Origin of the sequence: Hydrogenophaga sp., assembly GCF_026125825.1 — a bacterium.
Lineage (GTDB): Bacteria > Pseudomonadota > Gammaproteobacteria > Burkholderiales > Burkholderiaceae_C > Hydrogenophaga.
On the sequence record NZ_JAHCKK010000052.1, the window covers coordinates 1 to 22412 of the forward strand.

Sequence of the window (22412 nt, forward strand, 5' to 3'; positions counted from 1 at the left end):
CGAGCAGCACCGACCAGGCTTTTTTTTCGTTGTTCAGTTCAGAGGCCATGATGTCTTTCTCCACGCGGGGCATGGCAAGACTGTCGGCGCTGGGCGCGCGGGTGGCTATCCGCCTCCCGGGTGGCCGGGGCGGCTCTGAAGAACGATGGCGGGGGGACGCGGCGCGTCCGGAAGAACTACAGCGGTCTGTTTGTGGCCGTCAGTTGATCTGAATCAATGCGCCAGCGCGATGGAGACCCACACGCTGGCGTCTTTCACCGCGAGTGAACTATGAAGCGTGTAGGGCGGCAAACACGGCCGCCTGCACACGCGAGGTGAGGTTGAGTTTTCGCAGGATGTGCTGCACGTGGATCTTGACCGTGGTCTCGGCGATGTCGAGCTGGCGGGCGATGAGTTTGTTGCTGTCGCCGCGCGCGATCAGGTGCAGGATTTCGAGCTCCCGCACCGACAGCGACGCGAGCTCGGCGTCGGCCGTGGCCACCGTCGCACCGCCCCCTTCGCCGTTGCCGTTGACGGTTGGCTGCGCACGCAGGGCCGACACCAGCTTGGTCGTCATCTCGGGGCTGACCACCGACTCGCCCTCCATCACCTTGACGATGGCCTCGCACAGGTGGTGCGACTCCACGGTCTTGAGCAGGTAACCGTCGGCGCCGGCCTTGAGCGCGGCCACCAGGTCGGCCTCGTTCTCGCTCACGGTGAGCATGAGCACGCGGCTGCCCGGTGCAGCCTCGCGCAGCGCGGGGATGGCGTCCACGCCCAGTACACCGGGCAGGTGGTTGTCGAGCAGGATCACATCGGGCCGCTGGCGCGCCACGCAGCGCAGCGCCTCGCCCACATCGCCCGCCTCGCCGATCACCTCGAAGCGCAGGTCCTGCGCGAGCAGGGCCATGAGCCCGCGGCGGAACAGGGAGTGGTCGTCCACGACGAGCAACTGGATCGGGCGGGCAGGTGTGTCGGTCATGAAAGCCTGTGTTCGGTGACGGGTGCGCCGCTGGGCCTGGCCGTCACCGGGTGGGGAGGCAGGGTCAGGGTGACGGCGGTGCCCTGGCCGGGGTCGGAGCTCACGTCGACCCGCGCGCCGATGAGGGCAGCGCGCTCGCGCATGATTTTCAGGCCCACGTGGGAATCGTCGGATGCGTCCAGCGCGTCGAAGCCCGCACCGTCGTCGCACACCCGGAAACGCCAGTGCGCGCCCTTGAACACGTCGAGCTGCACATGGCCGGCCCCGGCGTGCTTGCGCACGTTGGACAGCGACTCCTGCAACACATGCAGCACCTGCACCTGCACATCGGCCGGCAGCGGAAGGCCGTGGCCCTCTACGTGCAGCTTCGCCGGCAGGCCAGTCTGGTGCTGGAACTTCTGCAGCGTCTCCTGCAGCGCGCGCTCGATGTCGTCGGTGTTGGTGCGGGTACGAAAGTGCACCAGCAGTTCGCGCACGTCGTTGATGCTTTCGCGCAGACCTTCGTCGAGTTCGTCGAGCGTGCTCATCACGCGCGCGTCCTGCCCCTTGCCCGCCGCGGTGCGCAGCAGCTGCACCTGGATCTTGAGGAAGGCCAGCGACTGAGCAATGGAGTCGTGCAACTCGCGAGCGATCAACGCGCGCTCTTCGCCCACCGCCGCCTCACGCTCCAGCGCCGACGCGCGCAGGCTCTCCAGCGCGTTGGCCAGGTGGCTGGCCAGCGCGTCGAGCAGCTCGGTCTCGCCCGTGCTCAGGCTGGCCTGCGAGCGGTAGAACAGGTCGATCTCGCCGAGCAGGCGGTTTTGCAGCCGCACCGGCACGCTCACCAGTGTCTCGAAGCCGGCGCGGGCGCAGTGGCGCACGCTGGCCTCATCGTGACTGTGGATCGGAATGACGCGTGTCCTCGCATCGGGCTGCAGGCTGCCGCAGGCACACGCCCCTGCCAGCAAGCTGCGCTCTTCTTCCACCAGCTCCTGCGGAAAGCAGTCGGAGGCCAGCATCAGGTAACGCTGACTGGCTTCGTCGCTCCAGCGCACCGCCACCGCGTCGGCCTTGACCACCGCACGCACCCGCTGGGCAAAACCGCGAGAGAGTTCCTCGATGCTACCGGCCTGGGCCATGAAGGCACTCACTTCGTACAAGGTGGCCAGCCTCGCACGCTGCGCCTCGATGTGACGCGTCTTGGTCTCGACCTGACTCTCCAGCCCGGCGTACATCGACTGCAGCGTGGACGCCATGCGATTGAAGCCCCCCGCCACCTGCCCGAACTCGTCGAGCGTGTCGACCTCCACGCGCGCCTTGAAGTCGCCCGACTCCAGCCGCCGCAGGCCCTGGCGCAGGTGGGCCAGCGGGTTGATGACGTACATGTAGCCGGTGTAGAGCATCACCACCGCACCCACGATGGCCAGCGCCATCATGAGGAACTGGAACAGGTTGAGGATGGCGGTGAAGGCCGAGAGCTGGTGTTCGATGGCGAGAACCAGTGCATCGATGGCCTCGACGAAGGTATCGGCTGCGGCCAGGACCTGTGCCGGCTCGGGCGGGGTGTCCTGCAACCACAGCGGGCGCTGCTTCTGCCATAGCGCCTCCACCGTGGCGAACTCGCGGGCCACCGCTTCGTCCCTCGGCACGAAGAGCGGCCGGCTGGCATCGCCCCGGCGCAACAGGGCCAAGCTCTGGTCGAACCGCTGCACCAGCGCCGCCACCTCAGCCGGAGCCCGCTGGGCCTGCGCCACGCTGGTGAGCCGCCAGGTCTGCATGCGCATGCGGCCGGCCTCGTTTACCGCCGCGGCGCCGCCTTCAAGCTGCCACGTCACCCACAGCGTGAGACCGATGGAGGCAAGCGCGACGAGCAGCAACCCGGCGCCGATGCGCACGAGTTTGGTCGACAGCGAAGCGGTGGATACCATGGCCACAGGTTAGCGGCTTTCGCCGCCGGCAGATACCCGCGTGCGACGGGCTGCGACCTCGGGCGGGCGTGGCAGGCCAGGCAGAAAGTGCACCCGTTGGCTGTGCGCACCCGGCATGGGCGCGATCAGATCCGCCAGCGTCACGCCGTCCAGCACCTCCAGGTAGCGGTCCATGGCCTCGCGCAGCGCCGTCTTGAGACGGCAGTGGCCGTCGAGGCGGCAAGTGTTGTGCTCGGCGTCGAAACACTCCACCAGCGTGAAGTCGCTCTCGGTCTGGCGCACCACCTCGCCCAGCACGATGCTGCGCGCCGGCTTGAGCAGGCGAAGGCCACCACCGCGCCCGCGCGTGGTCTCCAGCAGGCCCAGGCCGGAGAGCGTCATCACGATCTTGGTGAGGTGGCTGCGCGAGATGCCATGGGCTTCGGCGATTTCACCCACGGTGGCGCGCTGCTCGCGCTGTTCGCTGGCGGCGCAGTACATCAGCACGCGCAGGCTGTAGTCGGTCCATTGGGTCAATCGCATCGCGCATCCTCCTCATGACCGATGTCCGTGCGGACGGTCTGAATATTCATATTGCGTGCATTTTATGCGCTAATATATTCGTATCGAATGAACATTAAAGGACCAGCGCCATGAACACCGCTTTCACCCCTGCCGCCACCCTTGAGCGTGCCAGCCAGCCTATCGGCCAGATCGCCGTGGCCCTGCCCGGCTCCACCGCCGTCTTCCGCCGCCTCAAGCTCGACTTCTGCTGCGGCGGCCAGATCGCCCTGCAACAGGCCTGCGACAACAAAGGTCTCGACGTGGACGCGGTGCTGGCCGAGCTCGCCCGGCTGGACCGCCCGGACGCGCCGGTCGTGCCGCGAACCCCGGCCGATATGATCGACCACATCCTCACGCGTTATCACGCGGTGCACCGCGAACAGCTGCCCGAGCTGATCCGCATGGCGCGCCGGGTGGAGGCGGTGCACCGCGAGCACCCCGATGTGCCCAAGGATCTCGCCGAGCACCTGGAAGCCATCGAGACCGAGATGCTGGAACACATGGCCAAGGAAGAAAACATCCTGTTCCCGATGCTCAAGGCCGGCGGGCGCGGCATGGCTGTGCACCCCATCGGCGTGATGCGCGAGGAGCACACCAGCCATGGCGAACAGCTGGAGCGCCTGATGGCCCTGACGCACGACGCCACGCCGCCCCAGGGCGCGTGCAACACCTGGCGTGCGCTGTACGCGGGCATTGACCAGTTCGCCGACGACCTGATCGCCCACATTCACCTCGAGAACAACCAGCTGTTCCCGCAATTTGAACCCGCGCGGTCGAGCTGCTGCTGAGCCCTTGCCGACCATGCGCTCTGCATCAGCGGCCGTGCCATCGCCCCAAGGGTGGCCTTGGCTTCGACTTGGCTTCCGCCCGTTCTACCTGGGTGCCGCTGCATACGGCATGCTGGCGATCCCGCTGTGGATCGCTGTCCTGTTGGGCCAGGTGTCCTTGAAGCTGACGATCTCTCCAGTGCTCTGGCACGCCCATGAAATGCTGTTCGGCTTCACTGTGGCCGTGATCGCGGGCTTTTTGCTGACGGCCGGGAAAGCGTGGACCGGCCTGGACACGCCACGAGGCGCTGTGCTGGCAGCGCTTGCGGGGCTCTGGCTGGCAGCCCGGCTTGCAGCCGTCTTTGCTCCGTATGGGGTCTATGCGGTGTTGGACCTGCTGCTGTTGCCACTGGTGGCGGCCATCCTCATCTCGGTTCTCCTGCGCGCGGGCAGCCGGCGCAACGTGCCATTGGGCGTCATTCTCTTGTTGCTGGCTCTGGCCAACGCCGCGTTTCACGGGGCGGTGAGCGGGCTGATCGACATCGAACCGGTCCGCGCCCTGCATGCGGGGCTGGCGTTGATCGTGATGATCGAGTGCGTGATCGCCGGGCGGGTGATCCCGGCGTTCACCCAGTCGGCGTTGCCCGGCGTGAGATTGAAGGTTCCTCCCATGCTGGAGCAGGCCACACTCGGCACCACGGCCATTGCGCTGGCCGTGTGGGTGCTGGGCCCGGCCCATGTCTTCAGCGCCGCGGTGCTCGGTGCAGCCGCATTGCTGCATGTCCTTCGCCTGCTGCGCTGGAAACCGATGCGCACCCGCTCGCGCCCCATCCTGTGGGTGCTGCACCTCGCGTATGCGTGGTTGCCCATCGGCCTCGCGTTGCTCGCACTGGCCCAACTCGGCGTGTTGGGCGTCTCGTCCGGCATCCACGCCCTGGCGGTGGGTGCCACTGGCGGGCTCATCATCGGCATGATCACCCGCACCGCACGCGGCCATACCGGGCGCCCACTGAAGGCCTCGAGGCTTGAGACAGCCGCCTATGCGTTGGTGGCCTGCGCTGCCGTCCTGAGGGTTCTGCTGCCGCTGCTGGCGCCGCAGCATCTTGTCATCTGGCTGGTGGCCGCAGCCGCAGCGTGGGGCATTGCGTTTGCCCTGTATCTGTATGTTTACTCGCCCTGGCTGGTCTCGACCCGCCTCGACGGCAAGGACGGCTGAGCAGATGGCCAGGCTCGCCCCACCGGCTGCATCTGCCGTGGCACATCCTGATGGGGCGCATCCATGACCTTTGTCGTCACCGAAGCCTGCATACGCTGCAAGTACACCGACTGCGTGGATGTGTGCCCGGTGGACGCCTTTAGAGAAGGGCCCAACTTCCTCGCCATCGACCCCGACGACTGCATCGACTGCGCCGTGTGCGTCCCGGAATGTCCGGTCAGCGCCATTTATGCCGAAGAGGATGTGCCGAGCGATCAGTTGCACTTCACGGCTTTGAACGCCGAGCTGGCGCGCGAATGGAAGCCCATCGTGCGCACCAGGCTGCCGCTGCCAGACGCCGAAGCGTGGAGCCAGGTCACATCGAAGTTGTCGGAGCTCAAGCGCTGAGAAACACAACGGGTGTTCGCGCCATGCGCGAAGGCGCCACCACGGAATGAACCCCATGCACACCTTCAAGATCTACCGCTACGACCCGGATGTCGACGCCAGGCCGTACATGCAAACGATTGAGCTTGAGGTCAACCCAGGGGACCGCATGCTGCTCGATGTGCTTGTGCGCCTCAAGGCCGTGGACCCGAGCCTGTCTTTTCGGCGCTCCTGCCGCGAAGGCATCTGCGGCTCCGATGCCATGAACATCAATGGCAAGAACGGGCTGGCTTGCGTCACCAACATGAAAACGCTGAACCGCGTGGTGACGCTCAAACCCTTGCCCGGCTTGCCGGTCATTCGCGACCTGATCGTCGACATGACCGAATTTTTCAAGCAGTACCACTCGATCAAGCCCTACCTCATCAACCCGGCTTCGCCCCCGGAGCGGGAACGCCTGCAGTCGACCGAGGAGCGGGAAGATCTCAATGGGCTGTACGAATGCATCCTGTGTGCCTGCTGCTCATCGGCCTGCCCGAGCTTCTGGTGGAACCCGGACAAATACGTCGGACCGGCCGGACTGTTGCAGGCCTACCGCTTCCTTGTCGACAGCCGCGACTCGGCCACCGCCGAGCGGCTGGACCACCTCAACGATCCGTTCCGGCTGTTTCGCTGCCGCGACATCCTCAACTGCGTGGACGTGTGCCCCAAAGGACTGCACCCTGCGGGGGCCATCAGCAAGATCAAGGAGATGATGGTGCGGCGCATTGTTTAAGAGCACCGAGTCGAAGGCTTCTAGCCCCACAGGCCGATCGTGCTGGGGGCGGCACCGGCGATGAGGGAAGGGCCGATGACGATACGCACGGTGCGGTCAATAGCGCCGACGTTCGTGGTCATGGTGATTCTCCAGAAGTGGTGGTCGGATGGGCAGGGATCAAGGAACTCGGTCAGAGTGCGTTCAGGGGGCTTCAGATAGGCTGCGCTGTTGTCCTCTTCCGGGTCAACGAGGGCGCCGTCGCGGAGCCCGCTCACCGACAACCATTCTTCCAGTGAGGCCACAGCGGCACCGAGCACGGGCTTGTATGCCGATGATCAAGACCCCCTCCCAGTGACCGGGTACAGCATGATCTTCCACCTCCGCAGGACGGCTGGAGATCATCACCTCTTCACTGACATGTGCCCACGCTTTGGGCTGGGACCTGGCCCGTGGCGTGCGCAAAGCACGCCCTGTGCGCAGATAGCTGACCAGCTCGCGCTTGAGGGCGCCTCGACCCAGGATGTAGAGCGTCTGATAGATGGCTTCGTGTGAGATGCGCATGGACGGATCATCCTGGAAGTCGACCTGCAGTCGGATTGCGATCTGTTCTGGCGACCATCCATTGACCCACTTGCTATCACCACGATGGGGCTTGTTACGCCCGATATATGGAGCTTGCCGAGGTCCCGCAATCCCGCTGCATTGAGCATCGGATATTGCACTCAAGACGGTCTTGGACGTATTGGCGCAGACGCTGGTCCTTCACGAGCTTGGCCGGCTTGGGCCTTGTCGCGGCTAACTCTGACTTGCACTGTGCGACCGACGTCCGGTACTCGAGCTTCCTACTGCGCGTTGCAGCATCGTGGGTCAGTTCGCGTGAGACCGTCGAGGGACTTCTCCCGATGATTCGAGCGATCTCCCTTACCCCAGCGTCTTGGGCTCGCAGAAGTGCGATCTCTTCACGCTCGGCGAATGAAAGATACCTTCCAGATATGGGGCTTGAAAGAAACAAGGGCATGCCGCCACGATGACGGAACCAGGGGGAACCAGCCAGCTGGGAGACCCCTACGGCCTCCGCGGCCTTCTCGCTCGTGATCCCGGTGGCGATTTGCTTCCAGAACTGCCGCTCGATCTCACGTCGAAGCCACGGCGCCCCAGGAGATCGCATCGCGTCTCTCCCTGTCAATTGCTTCATCCATCCTGCGGGTCGTCCCATAGACACCTCTTGGTTGAAGGTTGGTCGAACGACAGGGTGGCCAAGGCCGCGAGCCCTCCTGCCCCGGCGCAGAAAACGCCGCCGCTCAGGTGCGTGTTTCGAATGGATCAGGTGTTATATGGCGCCTCCTCGGGACGACGACCCGCCGTCAACAGCAGCTCGTTGGGACCCGTCCCAACCTGCCTGCGTGGTGAATGCCTGCAACCGATCCCGCATCTCGTCCCAGGCTGCTTCGGCCGACGCCGCGTCAAGATGACCGAGGAGCTGCAAGAGGGGGCTCGCCGAGCTGCGAACGAAGGCGAGATAGTGATCAACCGACGGCAGGTGGAACACCGCATCGAACGCCATTGTCGCGACGCTCTGGAACCCCGCTGATTTGAAGAGTGCGTCGATCCGGCCCGGCTGCCCCAGGCTGAGCAGACCCCCGGGTAAAAATGGGTCGCGCGCCGGCAGGCCGGCGTGCTTGAGAGCCGTCGACATGAGGATGGTGAGGCAGGGATTCTTTTCTGGGCGAGAGAACACCATCGTGCACACGCCACCGCCGGGGCGCAGCGCGCGATGAATCTCGCGCAGTCCCCGCAGCGGGTCGGGAAAGAACATCAGACCGAGTCGGCATACCGCGACATCGAAGGAAGCCTCGGTGACGCCCAGATCTTCGCCATCGGCCACCCGGGTCTCGACATGGCCGAAGCCGGCGTTGACTGCGTTCACCTGAGCCAGCGCGACGATCGCCGGCGAAAGATCGGTGGCGAGCACGTGGCCCTGTGGGCCTACCTGCGCCGCGATGTCAAGGGCCTGGTCGCCCGCTCCGGCCGCGACGTCGAGCACGCGTGAGCCCACAGTCACCCCGGCCATGCGGCACATGGCGTCGGTCGGCTTGCGCAGCCATGCGCGGATGTCCGTCGTGTGTGCGTTCCAGCCCGCAGCGGCCGTGTCCCACTGGATGCGCATGCCCGCCTTGAAGGCCTGTCCGTCGGTGATTGATGGGTTCATGTCGTCGGCCTAGGCTCAAAGGCTTTGCGGCGTAAGGCGCAAAACTGCACAATGGGGCCGCAATGGCGCATACCCCCCACAGCTTCGACTGGGACGATCTCAAGCATCTGCTTGCCGTCGCGCGCCACGGCAGCACGCTGGCAGCCGGCCGTGCGTTGGGCGTCGACCAATCGACGGTGCAACGGCGGCTCGTCGAGCTCGAACGGCGCATCGGGCAAGCGCTGGTGCAGCGCGAGCCGAGCGGGTATCGACTGACCGAGTTCGGGCAGGCGCTGCTGCCGTACGCTGAGCGCGTCGAGCACGCCGTGACGGCGTTCGAACAGCACATCGCGACCGCTACCGCCGACATTGCGGGCGTCATCCGCGTGACCTGTCCCGAACCCATCGTCTTTCGGATCACGCAATCGACGTTGCTGGAACGGTTTCACGCCCTTCACCCGGCGCTGCAAGTGCATTTCGTCATGAGCGACAAATACATCGACCTGATGAGAGGCGAAGTCGACGTGGCCCTTCGTTCCGGTGACACCGATGACGGCGAGCTCGTCGGACGAAAGATCGGCGATTCGATCTGGGCGATCTACGCCAGCCGGGCGTACATCGAGCGCCACGGTCGACCGGAAAGACTCGAAGATCTGGCGCAACACGCGCTGGTCGGGTTCGATGACACGATGGCCAAACACCGTATCGCAGCGTGGCTGCACAAGGTCGCACCGAACGCCACCTTGGTCGCGCGCAGCAACAGCGTGTTGGGCTTGGTCTACTCCGCCAAAGCGGGGGTCGGCGTGGCGCCCCTGCCCATCGCCCTGGGCGACGCCGAACCGGATCTCGTTCGAGTCATCGAGCCTGTCGCGGAACTCACCCGCATCTGGCGCGTTCTGACGACGCCGGAATTGCGGCGCACGCCGCGTGTGTCCGCGTTCTTCGACTTCATCGTCAGCGAAATAGAGACGCTTCGCCCGATCATCACTGGCTGATGGAAACGACCTTCACTCGCACCACCGACCAGGTTTCATTCCCCGCCGCAAGGACCTTTAGCCAGTGCCTACTCAAACCCGATTGCAAGTCCCCCTCGAGCGTTTCATTCTTGCGCCCGCGCCTGACTCAGAAGCAGGATCTTCACGTTTGTCCCGACTCCCTGCCGGTCTGGGCGCGCCGAGAAGGGCAATGCGAGGACTACGCAACTACTTCGATATGCTAAACATCATCGCAGAAGGTTGATGAACCGCTGTTTTTTTGTAGGCTGAAGCAAAAGGGATCAGCCCGCCACGCTCAGCGACTCCAGCGGCCCGAAGAACTCGTAGCGCAACTGCGCTTCGGGGATCCCCAACGCGCGGCCGCTGGCGTAGACCGATTTCATGAAAGGCTTGGGGCCGAGAAAGTACAGGTCAACATCCCGGTCGGCCGGCAGCTGTTCGGCCAGCAGCGCTTCGGTCACGAAACCCATCGCATGCGGCTGGTCGGTCTCGCGCGGTTCGTCATACACGTAGAAGGGCTGCACATTGCCGTGTGCCGCAGCGAGACTCTCGACACGCTCACGGAAAGCGTGAATGCCACCGTGTCTCGCCGCGTGAATGAAGTGGATGGGTCGACCGCTGGCGGCGCTGGCCTCCAGCATGCTCATGGCCGGCGTGATACCGACACCCCCCGTGACCAGCACCAGCGGCCGGCGTGCTTGCGTGTCCAGCAGGAAATCACCGCACGGCGCCTGGGCCTGCACCTCCATGCCCACCTGCAGGTGGTCGTGCAGCCAGTTGGACGCGTGGCCGCCGGCCTCGCGCTTGACGCTGATGCGGTACCAGGGTTTGCCCGGCGCATCCGACAGCGAGTAGTTGCGCCGCACGGCCTGGCCGTCGATCTCGAGCACGAGCGTGAGGTACTGCCCCGGCGTGAACGCGAGCAGGGCCTGACCGTCCACGGGCTCCAGGTAGAACGAGGTGATCAGTTCACTCTCCACCACTTTGCGCGACAGGCGCAGCGTGCGCGTGCCGCGCCACCCGCCTTCGCGCGCCGCGTTGGCGGCATACACCTGCTCCTCGGCGTCGATCAGCAACTGCGCCAGTGCGCCGTAGGCTTCGCCCCAGGCGGCGAGGATATCGTCGCTGGCCACCTCACCCAGCACCTCGCGGATCGCCTTCAACAGGCAGGCGCCCACGATGGGGTAGTGCTCGGGCAGCACGCCAAGGGCGGCGTGCTTCTGCACGATGCGCGGCAGCGCCGGCGCGATGGCGTCGAGGTTGTCGATGTGCGTGGCGTAGGCCAGCACCGCACCGGCCAGCGCGCGCGCCTGGCTGCCTTGGGCCTGGTGGGCCTCGTTGAAGAAGGCCTTGACCTCGGGGTGGTCGCGAAACATCAGCGCATAGAAGTGCCGGGTGATGGCCTCGCCCTGCTGCTTGAGCAGCGGCACGGTGGCTTTGACGAGGGCAATGGTCTGGGCGGAGAACTGGGGCATGAGGGCGCAACGGTTGAATGAAGAGGCCTATGGCTATTCAACAAACGTGCCATATGAATGGTGCCAGCAAGTACTTGATCTGCAAAGAGGTTTTTTTGATCGTGGTTAAATTGACCACCGTTCAATGATGTCTTTTTGACCACGCGTTGTCCTCATGACCACACCAGCCGCCGCCGACGACAGGCACTTCAAATCGCTGCTGGCCGCGGTGCGCGGCCTGGTGGCCTGCGACGCGGCGGTGCTGCTGCGCCTGCATGACGACGCCTTGATGCCGGTGGCCGTGGACGGCCTCACCGAAGAGGCCATGGGTCGCCGCTTCCCCGTTGCGGCCCATCCGCGCCTCGCGCAGTTGCTGGGCAGCTCGCAGAGCTTGCGCTTTGCCGCGGACTGCGGCTTGCCCGATCCCTACGACGGCCTGGTGGCCGGGCAGCGCGAACTGCTGGCCGTGCACGACTGCATGGGCGCACCGCTGCGCCACGCCGGCAAGCTGTGGGGGTTGGTGACGCTGGATGCGCTGAATTCACACGCCTTCGACGCCGTGGCCCCGCCGCAGCTGCAGGCGGTGGTGGCGTTGCTGGAAGCCGGCATCGAAGCCAGCGAGGCCTTGCACGCGGCCCACGCGCGCGCCGCGCACGAGCAGGCGCTGGCACGCGAGCGCCGCGCTGGCGTGGCCGCACCGCGCGAACTCCTGGGCAAGAGCGCGGCGATGCAGCAGCTCAAGCGCGAGATCGACACCGTGGCCGCGTCCGACCTCACGGTGCTGATCCTCGGTGAGACCGGCGTGGGCAAGGAACTGGTGGCGCAGCGGCTGCACCTGCGTTCCTCGCGCGCCGAGCAGGCGCTGGTGCAGATCAATTGCGCCGCGCTGCCCGAGGGCCTGGCCGACAGCGAACTGTTCGGCCACAAGAAAGGCGCGTTCACCAGCGCGGTGCAAGACCGCGTGGGCAAGTTCGAACTGGCCGATGGTGGCACGCTGTTCCTGGACGAGGTGGGTGAGCTCTCGCTCCCGGTGCAGGCCAAGCTGCTGCGCGTGTTGCAAAGCGGCGAGCTGCAGCGCCCCGGCAGCGACAAGCAGTTGCGCGTGGACGTGCGCGTGCTGGCGGCCACCAACCGCGACTTGCGCGGCGAAGTGGCGGCCGGGCGTTTCCGCGCCGACCTGTACCACCGCCTCTCGGTCTATCCGCTGCAGGTGCCGCCGCTGCGCGAACGGGGCCGCGATGTGCTGACCCTGGCAGGCAGTTTCCTGGAAGAGAACCAGCACCGCCTGGGCGCGCGCAACCTGCGCCTGACGCCCGAAGCCAACGCGGCGCTGCTCGCGCACGGGTGGCCTGGCAACGTGCGCGAACTCGAACACCTGCTCAGTCGCGCAGCGCTGCGTGCCTTCTCGGAGCAGGGGCGCAGTGGACGCTGGATCGGTATTGAGTCTCGGCATCTGGCGCTTCAGGTCACCGGCGCGTCGGTCGGGCCGACAGGGGTCGAAGAAGGCTTGGCCCCTGCCTCGGGGGGCCTGCGCGCCGCCACCGAGGCATTCCAGCGCCGCTGGATGAAGGCGGCGATCGCGCGCCACCAGGGCTCGCTGGCACGCGCGGCCGAGGAGGCCGGCATGGACCGCAGCAATTTCCACCGCCTGGCCCGGCGCATGAGGTTGATCTCCACGGAAGAGAAACCGTCCAGCGCTCAGCCTGGACGCCAGTGACCACGCTGCACCAGCGCGTTTGCGATCACTGAAGCAATCGGTGCACAACCAACGCGCCGCTGAAAGCCGACGATGCACTGCCGCGATCAGTTAAGAGGCTTGATTCCCTTGGTCGCCAACCAGTCAACGTCCGAGCATTTGCAGAAGCTGCAGGCGGGACAACTGCTCTATGCGCGGTGGTGAGCCACACAGCCTGCACGCGCTGGAAGATGCCTGCGTGCTAGTCACCATCGTGCAGGGGACATGATGGACGACGCATGCGTGTTGCGCGCAGGAGGTCGGCATGAACTGCGGCTTGCAATTGGCACCGCACTTGCTCGCACCTGAACGTTTTCTGCCGAGCCCTTGCCATCGTGATGCTGGCCAAAGCAATGTCTACGTCGCCTGGTGACGCAGCGAGCAAGCGGGGTTCACCGCAGCAGGCGCCAGCCCATTGTTTGACGCGCTTTGAAACGCTCTTTAAGATCGATACAGCGCGCATCTTCAGGAACGATCACTTGCAGTCCTTTCGGGTCGTGATTTTCCTTCCAAGTGGATCCCGGCTCCGCGCTGCAGAAAGCGAGTAGCGATGACATGTGATTCGAGGGCCTATGGGCCCCAGATCCGCGTGGCGCAAAAGTTGCGACCGGTCTGCAAGCAGCTCACGTGGAGCCACTGATGGACAGCGCCATCCTCAGCCTGCTGGGCGCATTCCTCCTGTCGATCATCGGCCTGTTCATCTTCATCTGGTCCATGCGAAGCGGACTGCTGGTGGAGAATTCGAAAGCGGCTTCTGTCATCTTTGCACGCGGCGAGATCGGCAAAGTGGACGACCCGGCGCTGGGCGATGCAGCGCGAGAGTCGATGCAGGCGGCGGCCACGCAATCGGGCATCGAACCGCACGCCGCCGACCCCGATGAAATGCACGCCCGCCTGGAGGCCGATACCTCTACCGCGTTTCCGGTGTTCATGTTCATCGCGTTCGCATGCGCCTGGTTGCTGCTCGGCTCCGTCGCTGGCTTGGTGTCTTCCATCAAGCTGCACGAGCCCGACTGGCTGGTCAGCGAGGCCTGGATGACCTTCGGACGCCTGCGCAGCGTCCACCTCAATGCGGTGCTCTACGGGTGGATCACCAACGCGGCGCTGGGCATGATTCTCTGGTTGCTGCCCCGGCTGCTGCGAACGCGCCTGCTCGGCGGGATCTGGGCCATGCTTGGCGGGGCGCTCATCAACACCGGAATTGCCGGTGGCGTGGGTGCCATCGCGGTGGGATGGACCGATGGCATGGAGTATCTGGAGATCCCGTGGCAGATCGGCATCTTTATCTTTCTCGGCTTCGCTCTCGTCATCCTGCCGGTGCTGTTCACGCTGGTCAACCGCAAGGTAGAGCACATGTACGTGAGCGTCTGGTACATGGTGGCGGCGTTGTTGTGGATCGCGTTGCTCTACCTGGTTGGCAAGATGCCTGGCGTACACACCGGTGTCCAGCAGGCGACCACCAACTGGTGGTACGGCCACAACGTGCTGGGCCTGTGGTTCACGCCGGTCAGCGTGGGCGCCATCTACTACTTCCTGCCCAAGATCATCGGCCGCCCGGTGCGCTCCTACAACGTGTCCATTCTCGGCTTCTGGACGCTGGCCTTTTTTTACGGCCAGGTGGGTGGGCATCATCTGGTGGGAGGCCCGGTCCCTGGATGGCTGGTCACGCTGTCGATCGTGCAAAGCATGATGATGATCATTCCGGTGATCGCCTTCACCATCAACATGGCTTTGACGATGCAGGGGCGCATGCATCTGGCGCGCTATTCACCGACGCTGCGCTTCATGATGTTCGGCGGCCTCATGTACATGCTCTCCTCGCTCCAGGGATCGTTCGAGGCCTTGCGCAGCGTCAACCAGATCACCCATTTCACGCACTTCACCGTGGCGCATGCGCATCTGGGTGCCTACGCCTTCGTCACCATGGTGTTGTTCGGCGCCATCTATTTCATGATGCCTCGGGTGCTGAACTGGGAGTGGCCGTACCCGCGCCTGATCAGCTTGCATTTCTGGTTGGCGGCGATCGGTGCCTCCATCTACTTCGTTGGACTGTCGATCGGCGGTTGGCTGCAAGGCTTGGCCATGCTCGATGCCGCGCGGCCCTTCATGGACTCCGTCACGCTGACCTACCCCTATCTGAAATGGCGCAGTGTCGGAGGCGCTTTGATGGTCGCCAGCCACGTTGTGTTCGTCGGCCACTTCCTGGCGATGGCCTTGCGCTTCGGCCCCACGCGCGCGGGTGCGGCGCTCTTCTGGCAGCAGGGCCAGCAGGAGCTCTCGCATGGAAAATGAGATCAAGCTGGCGGCCGGTGCCATGGTGTCTCTGGCCGTGGCAACGGCCGCCTTGGTCGTCATGCCCTACATCGAGGTTCGCGACATTCCCAAGCCGCCCGCCCTCAAGGAATACACCACCGCTCAGTTGCGTGGGCGGGCGGTGTACATCGCCAACGGCTGCGTCTATTGCCACAGCCAGCAACCACGCACGCGCAGCTTCGGGCCCGACTTCGAGCGCGGATGGGGGCGCGCATCGGTGCCGGGCGATTATTTCTACGACAAGCCCCATCTGCTGGGCAGCATGCGCACGGGCCCGGACCTGCTGAACATCGGCGCGCGCCAGCCCAGCAAGGACTGGCATCTGGGCCACCTCTACCAGCCGCGCGCCTATTCGCCGGGTTCGAACATGCCGTCGTACCCGTACTTGTTCGACATCAAGGAGGCGGCCGACGACGGTGAGGAGGTTCTGGCCCTGCCGCCGGGGTATGCCCCCAAGGGCCGCGTGGTCGTGCCCAAGCCCGAGGCCCTGGATCTGGTGCGGTATCTGCAGGCGCTGAATCGCACCTACCCCATCCTGCCTCCACCACCACCTGCACCTTCACCGGAGGGCGATGCCCAGGTGCCGCCGAAGGTCGCGCCGGCCGCCGGCTCCTGAGCACAGGCGGGAACTGAGCATGTCAAACGAAACCGACCCCCATCGACCACCGCAGGAGCGCGAAAACGCCGAGCCGGACGAAGTGCGTCGACCGATGCCACTGGTGGTCGCAGCGGTCGCCGTCGGCATGGTGCTGTTCGGAGCGGCCTATATTTTGCTGTCAGACCCGTTTGGCACGTCAGGGCTCGGCGACCGCCGAACGGTCGCCGAGCTGTCCGGCCCCGCGCCTGCCGCTGGCGGCGCCCAACCTGACGGCAAGCAGCTCTACACCGCGAACTGCGTGGCCTGCCATCAGGCCACCGGCAAAGGGCTGCCCGGCGTTTTCCCACCGCTCGATGGATCGGAATGGGTTGTCGGCGATCCGCGCCTGGTGGCCAACATCCTGCTGCATGGCGTCACCGGCGAGATGGAGGTCGCCGGTGCGGTCTACAAGGGTGCGATGCCTGCATTCAATCAACTGGGCGATCCGGAGTTGGCAGCGCTCGCAAGCTACATCCGCGGCAATTGGTCGAACAAGGCCGAGCCGATCCAGCCGGAACTGTTCGACCAGGAGCGCAAGGGGAATCCCCGCACAGCACCGTTTGCAGGTGGCGCGGAATTGAAAGCCCTGACCGCCAAGACCTCCTGAGCCGGCAAGGTCCATCCCGTGCGTGATGACTGGCGGTTCACCATGACACGCACAACGATCGCCAGCGTCTTGTTCGCGCTGCTGTCGTATGCGGCCGCGCATTGGCTGACGCTCGACTTCAGGGTCTGGACCGCCGAAGGCGCACGCCGCCTGGAGGTCGCGACGCGTCCCCTGGCGGCCCTTCCTGTCGCGATGGAAGGTCCCGGCCTGGAGCGGCAGACGCTGGCGCAAATTTTTTCACACGAGGGCGCCGTGACCCTCGTCGACTTCATGTACACGCGCTGCGTCAGCGTGTGCGCGGCCTTGGGAAGTACCTTCCAGCAGATGCAATCGACCATCGCCGAGAGCGAACGCTCGCCGCTGGCCTCGAAGGTGCGACTGCTTTCGATCACCTTCGATCCCGAACACGACGACGTTGCTGTGCTCGCGGCTTATGCGACCGGATTGAAGGCCAACCCGCGCATCTGGCGCTTCGCCCGGGTTGCCCATCCCGCCAACGCGTCGGTGGGCCAGCGCCTGCTCGATCACTACCAGGTCACGGTGATTGCCGACGATCTCGGTGGCTTCGAACACAATGCCGCGCTGCTGGTGGTCGATCCGGCAGGTCGCCTGGTGCGAATGTTCGACCATGACGAATGGGAGACGGCGCTGGCGTTCTCTCGCGCGCTCGCCGACGGGAGCGCGCCGTGACGCAGCCACGCAAGGCGACCCACTTTCAGTTCGCCATGGGCATCGCGCTGCTGGCCTTGCTGATGGCGCCCCCGCTGCGGCCGGCCCTGGAGTCCAGCATGAGCTTGCACATGCTCGTGCAATATCCGGCCGTGATGCTGGCGGGTGCGCTGCTGGGCGCGTCGTTGCCGTCGAAGCTGGCCACGCGTTTGTCCGAATGGAACGTCCTGGGCATTGCCGGTCTCGGCGCCTGCGCCTTGTTCCTCGCGGTGCTGATGATCCCGCGCGTGCTCGACCTGGCGTTGGTCGACTTGCGAGTCGAAGGTGCCAAGGTCGCAGCCTTGCTGTTTGCCGGCGCCGTGCTGCGGCCCTCCTGGCGCGCGGCGGGGCTGGTGGTTCAGGCCTTTTTTCTGGGCAGTGTCGTACCGATGACGGTCGTCATCGCGACCCTGTACCAGGATTCCCCGATCCGGCTGTGCAACGCATACCGGATCGACGATCAGGAGCAACTGGCCAGCGGCCTGCTTTGGCTCTGCGGTGTGCTGGTCGTCGGATGGTTTGTACATGTGGCACGCCGTTTGCGGATACTGGCTTCTTGATTTCGACATGCTGGCGCAGGATTGGCCACCGCTTTCACGACCCAGATGCAAGCAATATCTGAGGCAGCGATCGGGCACATCGGTGGAGGATCGCAGGGTCAGTGACGCGCTTGGCTCTGTTGGCGTCCTGGCTTCACCAACGCTGGTGCATTGCCCAAAAAACTGAGCACGACCTGCAGCGCCGGTGGCATCGCCAAATGAACACCAGGTTACCGAAGGTGCACCGGGCGGCCTTGGCGAACAGCTGAAGTACGCGCGGGTTCGCACCATCCAGTTCATGAATACCATTGCCCACGATGATCTCGCGCTCAAAGTGCCGGCCCTTAAAAAGGTCCTCCATGCTTTGAACCTTCTTCGCCGACAGGCCAGGCAATGTGCGCGAACTGGAGCGTGTGATCAGTCGCGCGGCGTTGAAGGCGGTGAGCCGCGGCGCGGACCGCAAAGACATCGTCACGCTGGAGGCTGACATGCTCGACCTCGATGCCTTGGAGATGCCCGCTAGCAGGGCCGCGCTTTCAGATCAGGTCCCCGGTGCAATGGTGATCGTGTCGCGCTTGGATTCGATGCACGAGGTCATCGAGGCCAGCCAGCGCCAAGCGTTGGCGCTGCATCAGGACAACTGGGTGGCAGCCGCGCGCCAGCTGGAACTGGATCCCCGCAACCTGCACAAGCTGGCGCGTCGGTTGGGACTCAAGGCGTAGGGTGAAGTCGACGCGCTGTTCGTATTGTTGCGTGTCTTGATCGAGCGGTTAGTGAAGTCATCGGCCCGTTCGCACCGCGACGAATGACGGTGTCCTCTCTGAGGTGACTCGCCGAATGGAATTCGGTCTGAGGACTGCCAAGCCCTTGCGAAAGGGGACATCCTAGGTCTTTCAGTGTTCACGCAGCGGAGGAGTTTGAGAGGCCAAAAACTGCCCATGGAGCGCGAGCTGAAAGTTGGTCTCACGGACCTCTGGCCGAAGTCGCCATTCACGAACAACATCCTGGGCCGCCATGCGGTCGATCACGTTCATCCGATCGGCGATCACAGCGTAGATCCCGATGGCCGCTTCCTTGGGTGAGAGACCATTTTTCGTCACCAGATCGACAACCTCGTTTCGAAATTGCGGATTCAGAGCAGTCGTTTGTATACCGAGCTCGCGCAGAGCGGTGTTCAGGGCGATGCGAAACAAGAGCTTCTTGAACATTCAGTGATTCGAGCATCAAGACTCCAACGCCTAGGGATGGTCGAGTCCAGGTCATCTGATAACCTGCACTGAACCACTGGCATCCCATCCGATCCTGGTGCAGTTGCCGTGTCGTCCGCGCTGAAAGGAAAGTCCCTTCCCGCCCGGGCTGCGTCCTGGCTATTCCTCCCGGATCACGGCACCGCGCAGCCGCAGCGCGTTGCCGATCACCGAAGCCGAGCTGAGGCTCATGGCCAGCGCAGCGATCATGGGTGACAGCAGCCAGCCGGTGAACGGGTACAGCAAGCCCGCGGCCAGCGGAATGCCCAGGGCGTTGTAGACGAAGGCGAACGCCAGGTTCTGCTTCATGTTCGCCACCGTCGCCACCGAGAGCCCGCGGGCCGTGGCAATGCCGCGCAGGTCGCCTTTGACCAGGGTGAGCTGGGCGCTGTTCATGGCCACGTCGGTGCCCGTGCCCATGGCAATGCCCACGTCGGCGCGCGCCAGCGCTGGCGCGTCGTTGATGCCATCCCCCGCCATCGCCACCACGCGGCCTTCTGCCTGGAGTTTCTCCACGAGTTTGAGTTTGTCGGCTGGTTTCACTTCGCCGTGAATCTCATCAATGCCCAGGCGCTGGCCGACGGAGCGTGCGGTGGTCAGGCCGTCGCCGGTGGCCATGATCACGCGGATGTTCGCCTGGCGCAGCGACGCCAGCGCAGCGGCCGTGGTGGCTTTGACCGGATCGGACACGGCCAGCAGACCGGCCAGTGCCTTGTCCACCGCGAGGTACATGACGCTGGCACCCTGCGCGCGCAGCGCTTCGGCCTCGGTGGCCAGGGGCGCTACGTCCACCCCCAGCTGTTGCATGAGCGCCGTGTTGCCCAAGGCCAGGGGCTTGCCGCTCACGACACCCTTGACCCCGATGCCGGACTCGGAGTCGAACTGCTCGGGCTTGTCGAGCGCGAGCCCCTGTTGCTTCGCTGCGGTCACGATGGCGGCGGCCAGCGGGTGTTCGCTGCCCTGGTCCAGACTGGCGGCGAGGCGCAAGACCTCATCTTCGGGGACGTTCCCGTGCCCGATGGCACGTTCGAAGGTGGGGCGCCCTTCGGTCAGCGTGCCGGTCTTGTCGACGATCAGCGTGTCGACCTTGCGCAGGTTTTCGATGGCGGCGGCGTCGCGGAACAGTACGCCGTTGGTGGCGCCACGCCCGGTCGCCACCATGATGGACATGGGCGTGGCCAGGCCCAGGGCACAGGGGCACGCTATGATCAACACGGCCACCGCATTGATGAGGGCATAGACCCAGCTCGGCTCGGGCCCGAACAAGCCCCAGCCGAAGAAGGTGAGCAGCGCCACCGCCACGACACCCACGACAAAGTAGCCCGCCACCTGGTCGGCCATGCGCTGCATGGGCGCACGCGAGCGCTGTGCCATGGCGACCATCTGCACGATCTGCGAAAGCACGGTGTCCGAGCCGACGTGCTCGGAGCGCATCACCAATGCTCCGCTGGTGTTGAGCGTGGCGCCGATCAGCTTGTCACCGACCCGCTTGGTCACCGGCAGCGGCTCGCCCGTGAGCATCGATTCGTCGAGTGCGCTGCTGCCCTCGACCACGGTGCCGTCGGTCGGCACCTTCTCGCCGGGGCGCACACGCAGCAGGTCGCCCACGTGCACATGGGCCAGCGGCACGTCTTCTTCCTGGCCGTCGGCCGCGATGCGCCGCGCGGTCTTGGGTGCCAGACCCAGCAATGAGCGGATCGCGGCCGAGGTTTGGGACCGTGCCTTGAGTTCCAGCAGTTGACCCAACAAGGTCAGCGAGATGATCACCGCCGCCGCTTCGAAGTACACCGACACCCGCCCCATCGACACAAAGGAGTCGGGGAACACCTGCGGCGCCACCGTGGCCACCACGCTGTACACAAACGCCGAACCGGTGCCCAGGCTGATGAGCGTCCACATGTTGGGGCTGCGGTTCACGATCGATTGCGCGCCGCGCACAAAGAATGGCCAGCCGGCCCACAGCACGATCGGCACGGTCAGCACCAGCTCGATCCAGCTCTGTGTGGCCATGTCGAACCAGCCGAGGTTGTGGCCGAACATCGCCAGCACGGTGACCACCACCGTGAGCGGCAAGGTCCACCAGAAGCGCCGTTGGAAGTCCACCAGCTCGGGGTTCTCGTCGGCATCCAGGTCGGGCATGACCGGCTCCAGCGACATGCCGCATTTGGGGCAGTTGCCGGGGTGGTCTTGGCGGATCTCCGGGTGCATGGGGCAGGTGTAGACCGTGCCGGGCTTGCCCTGCGGCGCGGGTGTTGGGACAGCATGACTCCCCGTCTCGGCGTGAACAAACCGGGCAGGTTCGGCGGCAAACCGGGCCTGGCACTTCGAACTGCAGAAATAGTAGGGTCGCCCCGCGTGCTCCAGGTGGTGCGGCGACTGCTCGGTGACCGCCATCCCGCACACGGGGTCTTTCAGCCCGGTCGCAGGATGAAGTGGTTTCGACGCGCGGCCGTGATGGCCCGCGTGGTCGTGGTGATTTTGAGTGTGCATGGGTTCCTTTCCGTTCAATCATCTCCGCAGGAATACCAGTGTGAACCTTGCTGCCATGGCAAGATCAAGCATTCTCAGTGTCGCCTTCCTTGCCCCGGCGAACGGCGGGGAACCTGAAAATTGATCGCCAACCAGTGGCGGGCGATTGCACAGATGCCACTCACCAGTACCCCGGCACCGTCACCACATGCTGCCGATGACAGCAGGAACGCCCCCGGAAAAGGTCTGGCACGGCCAGCTATTCGCGCCCGTCGCCGTTGTTGCCGTCACTGTCGACTAGCCGCAGTTCACCAGTTTGCTGCTGCCGAAGGTGCTCTTGTCGAGAGCCGGCGACATTCATGGCGCGGGCTCAGCGCTCTATCCTGGACAGCGGATGGCTGGGCGGATAGGTGGGTGTGATGGGCTTGGACGCGCCGACGATGACGCACATCAGCGCCTCCTCGTCGCCAATGTTGACCACGCCGCGGTACACGCCCACCGGCCAGGAGATCAGGTCGCGCTCACCAGCTTCGGCTTCCCAGGCCTCGCCGTCCAATTCGGCGATCAGCTTCACGCGACCGCGCAACACGAAAAACACCTCTTCCACATCAGTGTGGATGTGCAACGGGCCTTCAGCGCCCACCGGCAGGATCATGGTTGAAAAGGTGAAATGCTCGGCCTGCACCGTGTCGGCGTCATCGGCAACGCCAGTGGCACCGGTGCCCACATAGCGCATCTGCGCTCGGCGGTATTTGGGGTCCAGGTCGGCTTGGAACTTCAGCGCTTCCCAGTCATAGCGTCGAGTGGCTCGGGTGGCCATGCGGCTCTTCATCCATTGGGCCAAGTTCATATCGGCGGGTGGCCGAATGGCTGGGCGTTGGGCGGCAGCGGTGTTTATATCGGTTTCCTTTTTCAATGTCAGTTTGGATGCGTTCAATGCTGAAATCGATTCATTCGTGAATCGATGTGTCGTTTATGAATCCCAAAACAATTGGAGCCAAAA

22 protein-coding genes and 1 pseudogene are annotated in these 22412 nt (G+C 64.8%); 13 read left to right on the forward strand and 10 right to left on the reverse strand.

Translation table 11 applies throughout. The features are described from left to right. The coding region (locus KIT86_RS16055; RefSeq protein ID WP_297400138.1) for a hypothetical protein at window positions 1-212 on the forward strand (212 nt) is incomplete at its 5' end. A gap of 56 nt (window positions 213-268) precedes the next feature. Here KIT86_RS16055 and KIT86_RS16060 read toward each other — a convergent pair. From KIT86_RS16060 to KIT86_RS16070, 3 genes are read right to left on the reverse strand one after another with little or no spacing between them, the layout of a single operon-like run. Further along, window positions 269-961 (reverse strand): response regulator, encoded by a 693-nt coding sequence (locus KIT86_RS16060; protein WP_297400139.1) that lies wholly within the window; start codon window positions 959-961, stop codon window positions 269-271. Then, entirely contained in the window at window positions 958-2868 is a 1911-nt protein-coding gene (locus KIT86_RS16065) for a type IV pili methyl-accepting chemotaxis transducer N-terminal domain-containing protein (RefSeq protein ID WP_297400141.1), read from the reverse strand. The genes KIT86_RS16060 and KIT86_RS16065 overlap by 4 nt, the downstream gene beginning before the upstream one ends. A 9-nt stretch (window positions 2869-2877) precedes the next feature. Continuing rightward, on the reverse strand, window positions 2878-3390 hold the full coding sequence (locus tag KIT86_RS16070) for an Rrf2 family transcriptional regulator (RefSeq protein WP_297400143.1): 513 nt from the start codon (window positions 3388-3390) through the stop codon (window positions 2878-2880). Between the two features lie 110 nt (window positions 3391-3500). On the opposite strand from KIT86_RS16070, the gene ytfE reads away from it, so the two are divergent. From ytfE to KIT86_RS16090, 4 genes are all read left to right on the forward strand, one after another. Continuing rightward, window positions 3501-4199 carry an iron-sulfur cluster repair protein YtfE gene (gene ytfE / locus KIT86_RS16075; protein WP_297400145.1) on the forward strand — a complete coding sequence of 233 codons (699 nt, stop codon included), beginning with the start codon at window positions 3501-3503 and terminating at the stop codon, window positions 4197-4199. 13 nt (window positions 4200-4212) lie between these two features. Beyond that, on the forward strand, window positions 4213-5394 hold the full coding sequence (locus tag KIT86_RS16080; RefSeq protein WP_297400147.1) for an NnrS family protein: 1182 nt from the start codon (window positions 4213-4215) through the stop codon (window positions 5392-5394). 63 nt (window positions 5395-5457) lie between these two features. After that, window positions 5458-5781, forward strand: a complete 324-nt coding sequence (fdxA, locus tag KIT86_RS16085) for a ferredoxin FdxA (protein WP_297400149.1) — start codon at window positions 5458-5460, stop codon at window positions 5779-5781. 55 nt (window positions 5782-5836) lie between these two features. Continuing rightward, window positions 5837-6535 (forward strand): succinate dehydrogenase iron-sulfur subunit, encoded by a 699-nt coding sequence (locus tag KIT86_RS16090; protein ID WP_297400151.1) that lies wholly within the window; start codon window positions 5837-5839, stop codon window positions 6533-6535. Between the two features lie 20 nt (window positions 6536-6555). Here KIT86_RS16090 and KIT86_RS16095 read toward each other — a convergent pair whose 3' ends face one another. The 3 genes and pseudogenes from KIT86_RS16095 to KIT86_RS16105 all read right to left on the reverse strand — a co-directional run bounded on the left by KIT86_RS16095 (window position 6556) and on the right by KIT86_RS16105 (window position 8726). Further along, on the reverse strand, window positions 6556-6657 hold the full coding sequence (locus KIT86_RS16095) for a YgaP-like transmembrane domain (RefSeq protein WP_367185445.1): 102 nt from the start codon (window positions 6655-6657) through the stop codon (window positions 6556-6558). A 184-nt stretch (window positions 6658-6841) separates the two neighbouring features. After that, window positions 6842-7712, reverse strand: a pseudogene (locus KIT86_RS16100) (transposase); the annotation flags it as partial. Between the two features lie 135 nt (window positions 7713-7847). Further along, entirely contained in the window at window positions 7848-8726 is an 879-nt protein-coding gene (locus KIT86_RS16105) for a class I SAM-dependent methyltransferase (protein ID WP_297400153.1), read from the reverse strand. A 62-nt stretch (window positions 8727-8788) separates the two neighbouring features. On the opposite strand from KIT86_RS16105, the gene KIT86_RS16110 reads away from it, so the two are divergent. After that, the gene (locus KIT86_RS16110) at window positions 8789-9700 is read left to right on the forward strand and encodes a LysR family transcriptional regulator (protein ID WP_297400155.1); all 912 of its coding nucleotides are present in this window, start codon (window positions 8789-8791) and stop codon (window positions 9698-9700) included. Window positions 9701-9981: 281 nt separating this feature from the next. Here the strand turns inward: KIT86_RS16110 and hmpA are convergent, their stop codons facing one another. Continuing rightward, a complete protein-coding gene (gene hmpA / locus KIT86_RS16115) occupies window positions 9982-11175 on the reverse strand; it encodes an NO-inducible flavohemoprotein (protein ID WP_297400157.1) in 1194 nt (397 codons plus the stop codon). A 154-nt stretch (window positions 11176-11329) separates the two neighbouring features. Between hmpA and norR the strand changes: the two genes are divergently transcribed. The 7 genes from norR to KIT86_RS16150 all read left to right on the forward strand — a co-directional run bounded on the left by norR (window position 11330) and on the right by KIT86_RS16150 (window position 18415). Continuing rightward, entirely contained in the window at window positions 11330-12871 is a 1542-nt protein-coding gene (gene norR, locus KIT86_RS16120; RefSeq protein ID WP_297400160.1) for a nitric oxide reductase transcriptional regulator NorR, read from the forward strand. A gap of 657 nt (window positions 12872-13528) precedes the next feature. Beyond that, complete coding sequence (locus tag KIT86_RS16125; protein WP_297400162.1) at window positions 13529-15181, forward strand: cbb3-type cytochrome c oxidase subunit I; 1653 nt, start codon at window positions 13529-13531, stop codon at window positions 15179-15181. Continuing rightward, window positions 15171-15818: a cbb3-type cytochrome c oxidase subunit II gene (locus tag KIT86_RS16130; RefSeq protein ID WP_297400164.1), complete on the forward strand. Its 648-nt coding sequence runs from the start codon at window positions 15171-15173 to the stop codon at window positions 15816-15818. The genes KIT86_RS16125 and KIT86_RS16130 overlap by 11 nt, the downstream gene beginning before the upstream one ends. 19 nt (window positions 15819-15837) lie before the next feature. Continuing rightward, a complete protein-coding gene (locus tag KIT86_RS16135; protein ID WP_297400166.1) occupies window positions 15838-16446 on the forward strand; it encodes a cytochrome c in 609 nt (202 codons plus the stop codon). A gap of 42 nt (window positions 16447-16488) precedes the next feature. Further along, window positions 16489-17136 carry an SCO family protein gene (locus tag KIT86_RS16140; RefSeq protein ID WP_297400168.1) on the forward strand — a complete coding sequence of 216 codons (648 nt, stop codon included), beginning with the start codon at window positions 16489-16491 and terminating at the stop codon, window positions 17134-17136. After that, window positions 17133-17714, forward strand: a complete 582-nt coding sequence (locus KIT86_RS16145; protein WP_297400170.1) for a hypothetical protein — start codon at window positions 17133-17135, stop codon at window positions 17712-17714. The genes KIT86_RS16140 and KIT86_RS16145 overlap by 4 nt, the downstream gene beginning before the upstream one ends. 374 nt (window positions 17715-18088) lie before the next feature. Further along, a complete protein-coding gene (locus tag KIT86_RS16150; RefSeq protein WP_297400173.1) occupies window positions 18089-18415 on the forward strand; it encodes a hypothetical protein in 327 nt (108 codons plus the stop codon). 171 nt (window positions 18416-18586) lie between these two features. Here the strand turns inward: KIT86_RS16150 and KIT86_RS16155 are convergent, their stop codons facing one another. The 3 genes from KIT86_RS16155 to KIT86_RS16165 all read right to left on the reverse strand — a co-directional run bounded on the left by KIT86_RS16155 (window position 18587) and on the right by KIT86_RS16165 (window position 22259). Continuing rightward, a complete protein-coding gene (locus KIT86_RS16155) occupies window positions 18587-18901 on the reverse strand; it encodes a hypothetical protein (RefSeq protein ID WP_297400174.1) in 315 nt (104 codons plus the stop codon). 159 nt (window positions 18902-19060) lie between these two features. Next, the gene (locus KIT86_RS16160; RefSeq protein WP_297400176.1) at window positions 19061-21430 is read right to left on the reverse strand and encodes a heavy metal translocating P-type ATPase; all 2370 of its coding nucleotides are present in this window, start codon (window positions 21428-21430) and stop codon (window positions 19061-19063) included. 349 nt (window positions 21431-21779) lie between these two features. After that, a complete protein-coding gene (locus KIT86_RS16165) occupies window positions 21780-22259 on the reverse strand; it encodes a cupin domain-containing protein (protein WP_297400197.1) in 480 nt (159 codons plus the stop codon). Window positions 22260-22412: the final 153 nt, after the last annotated feature.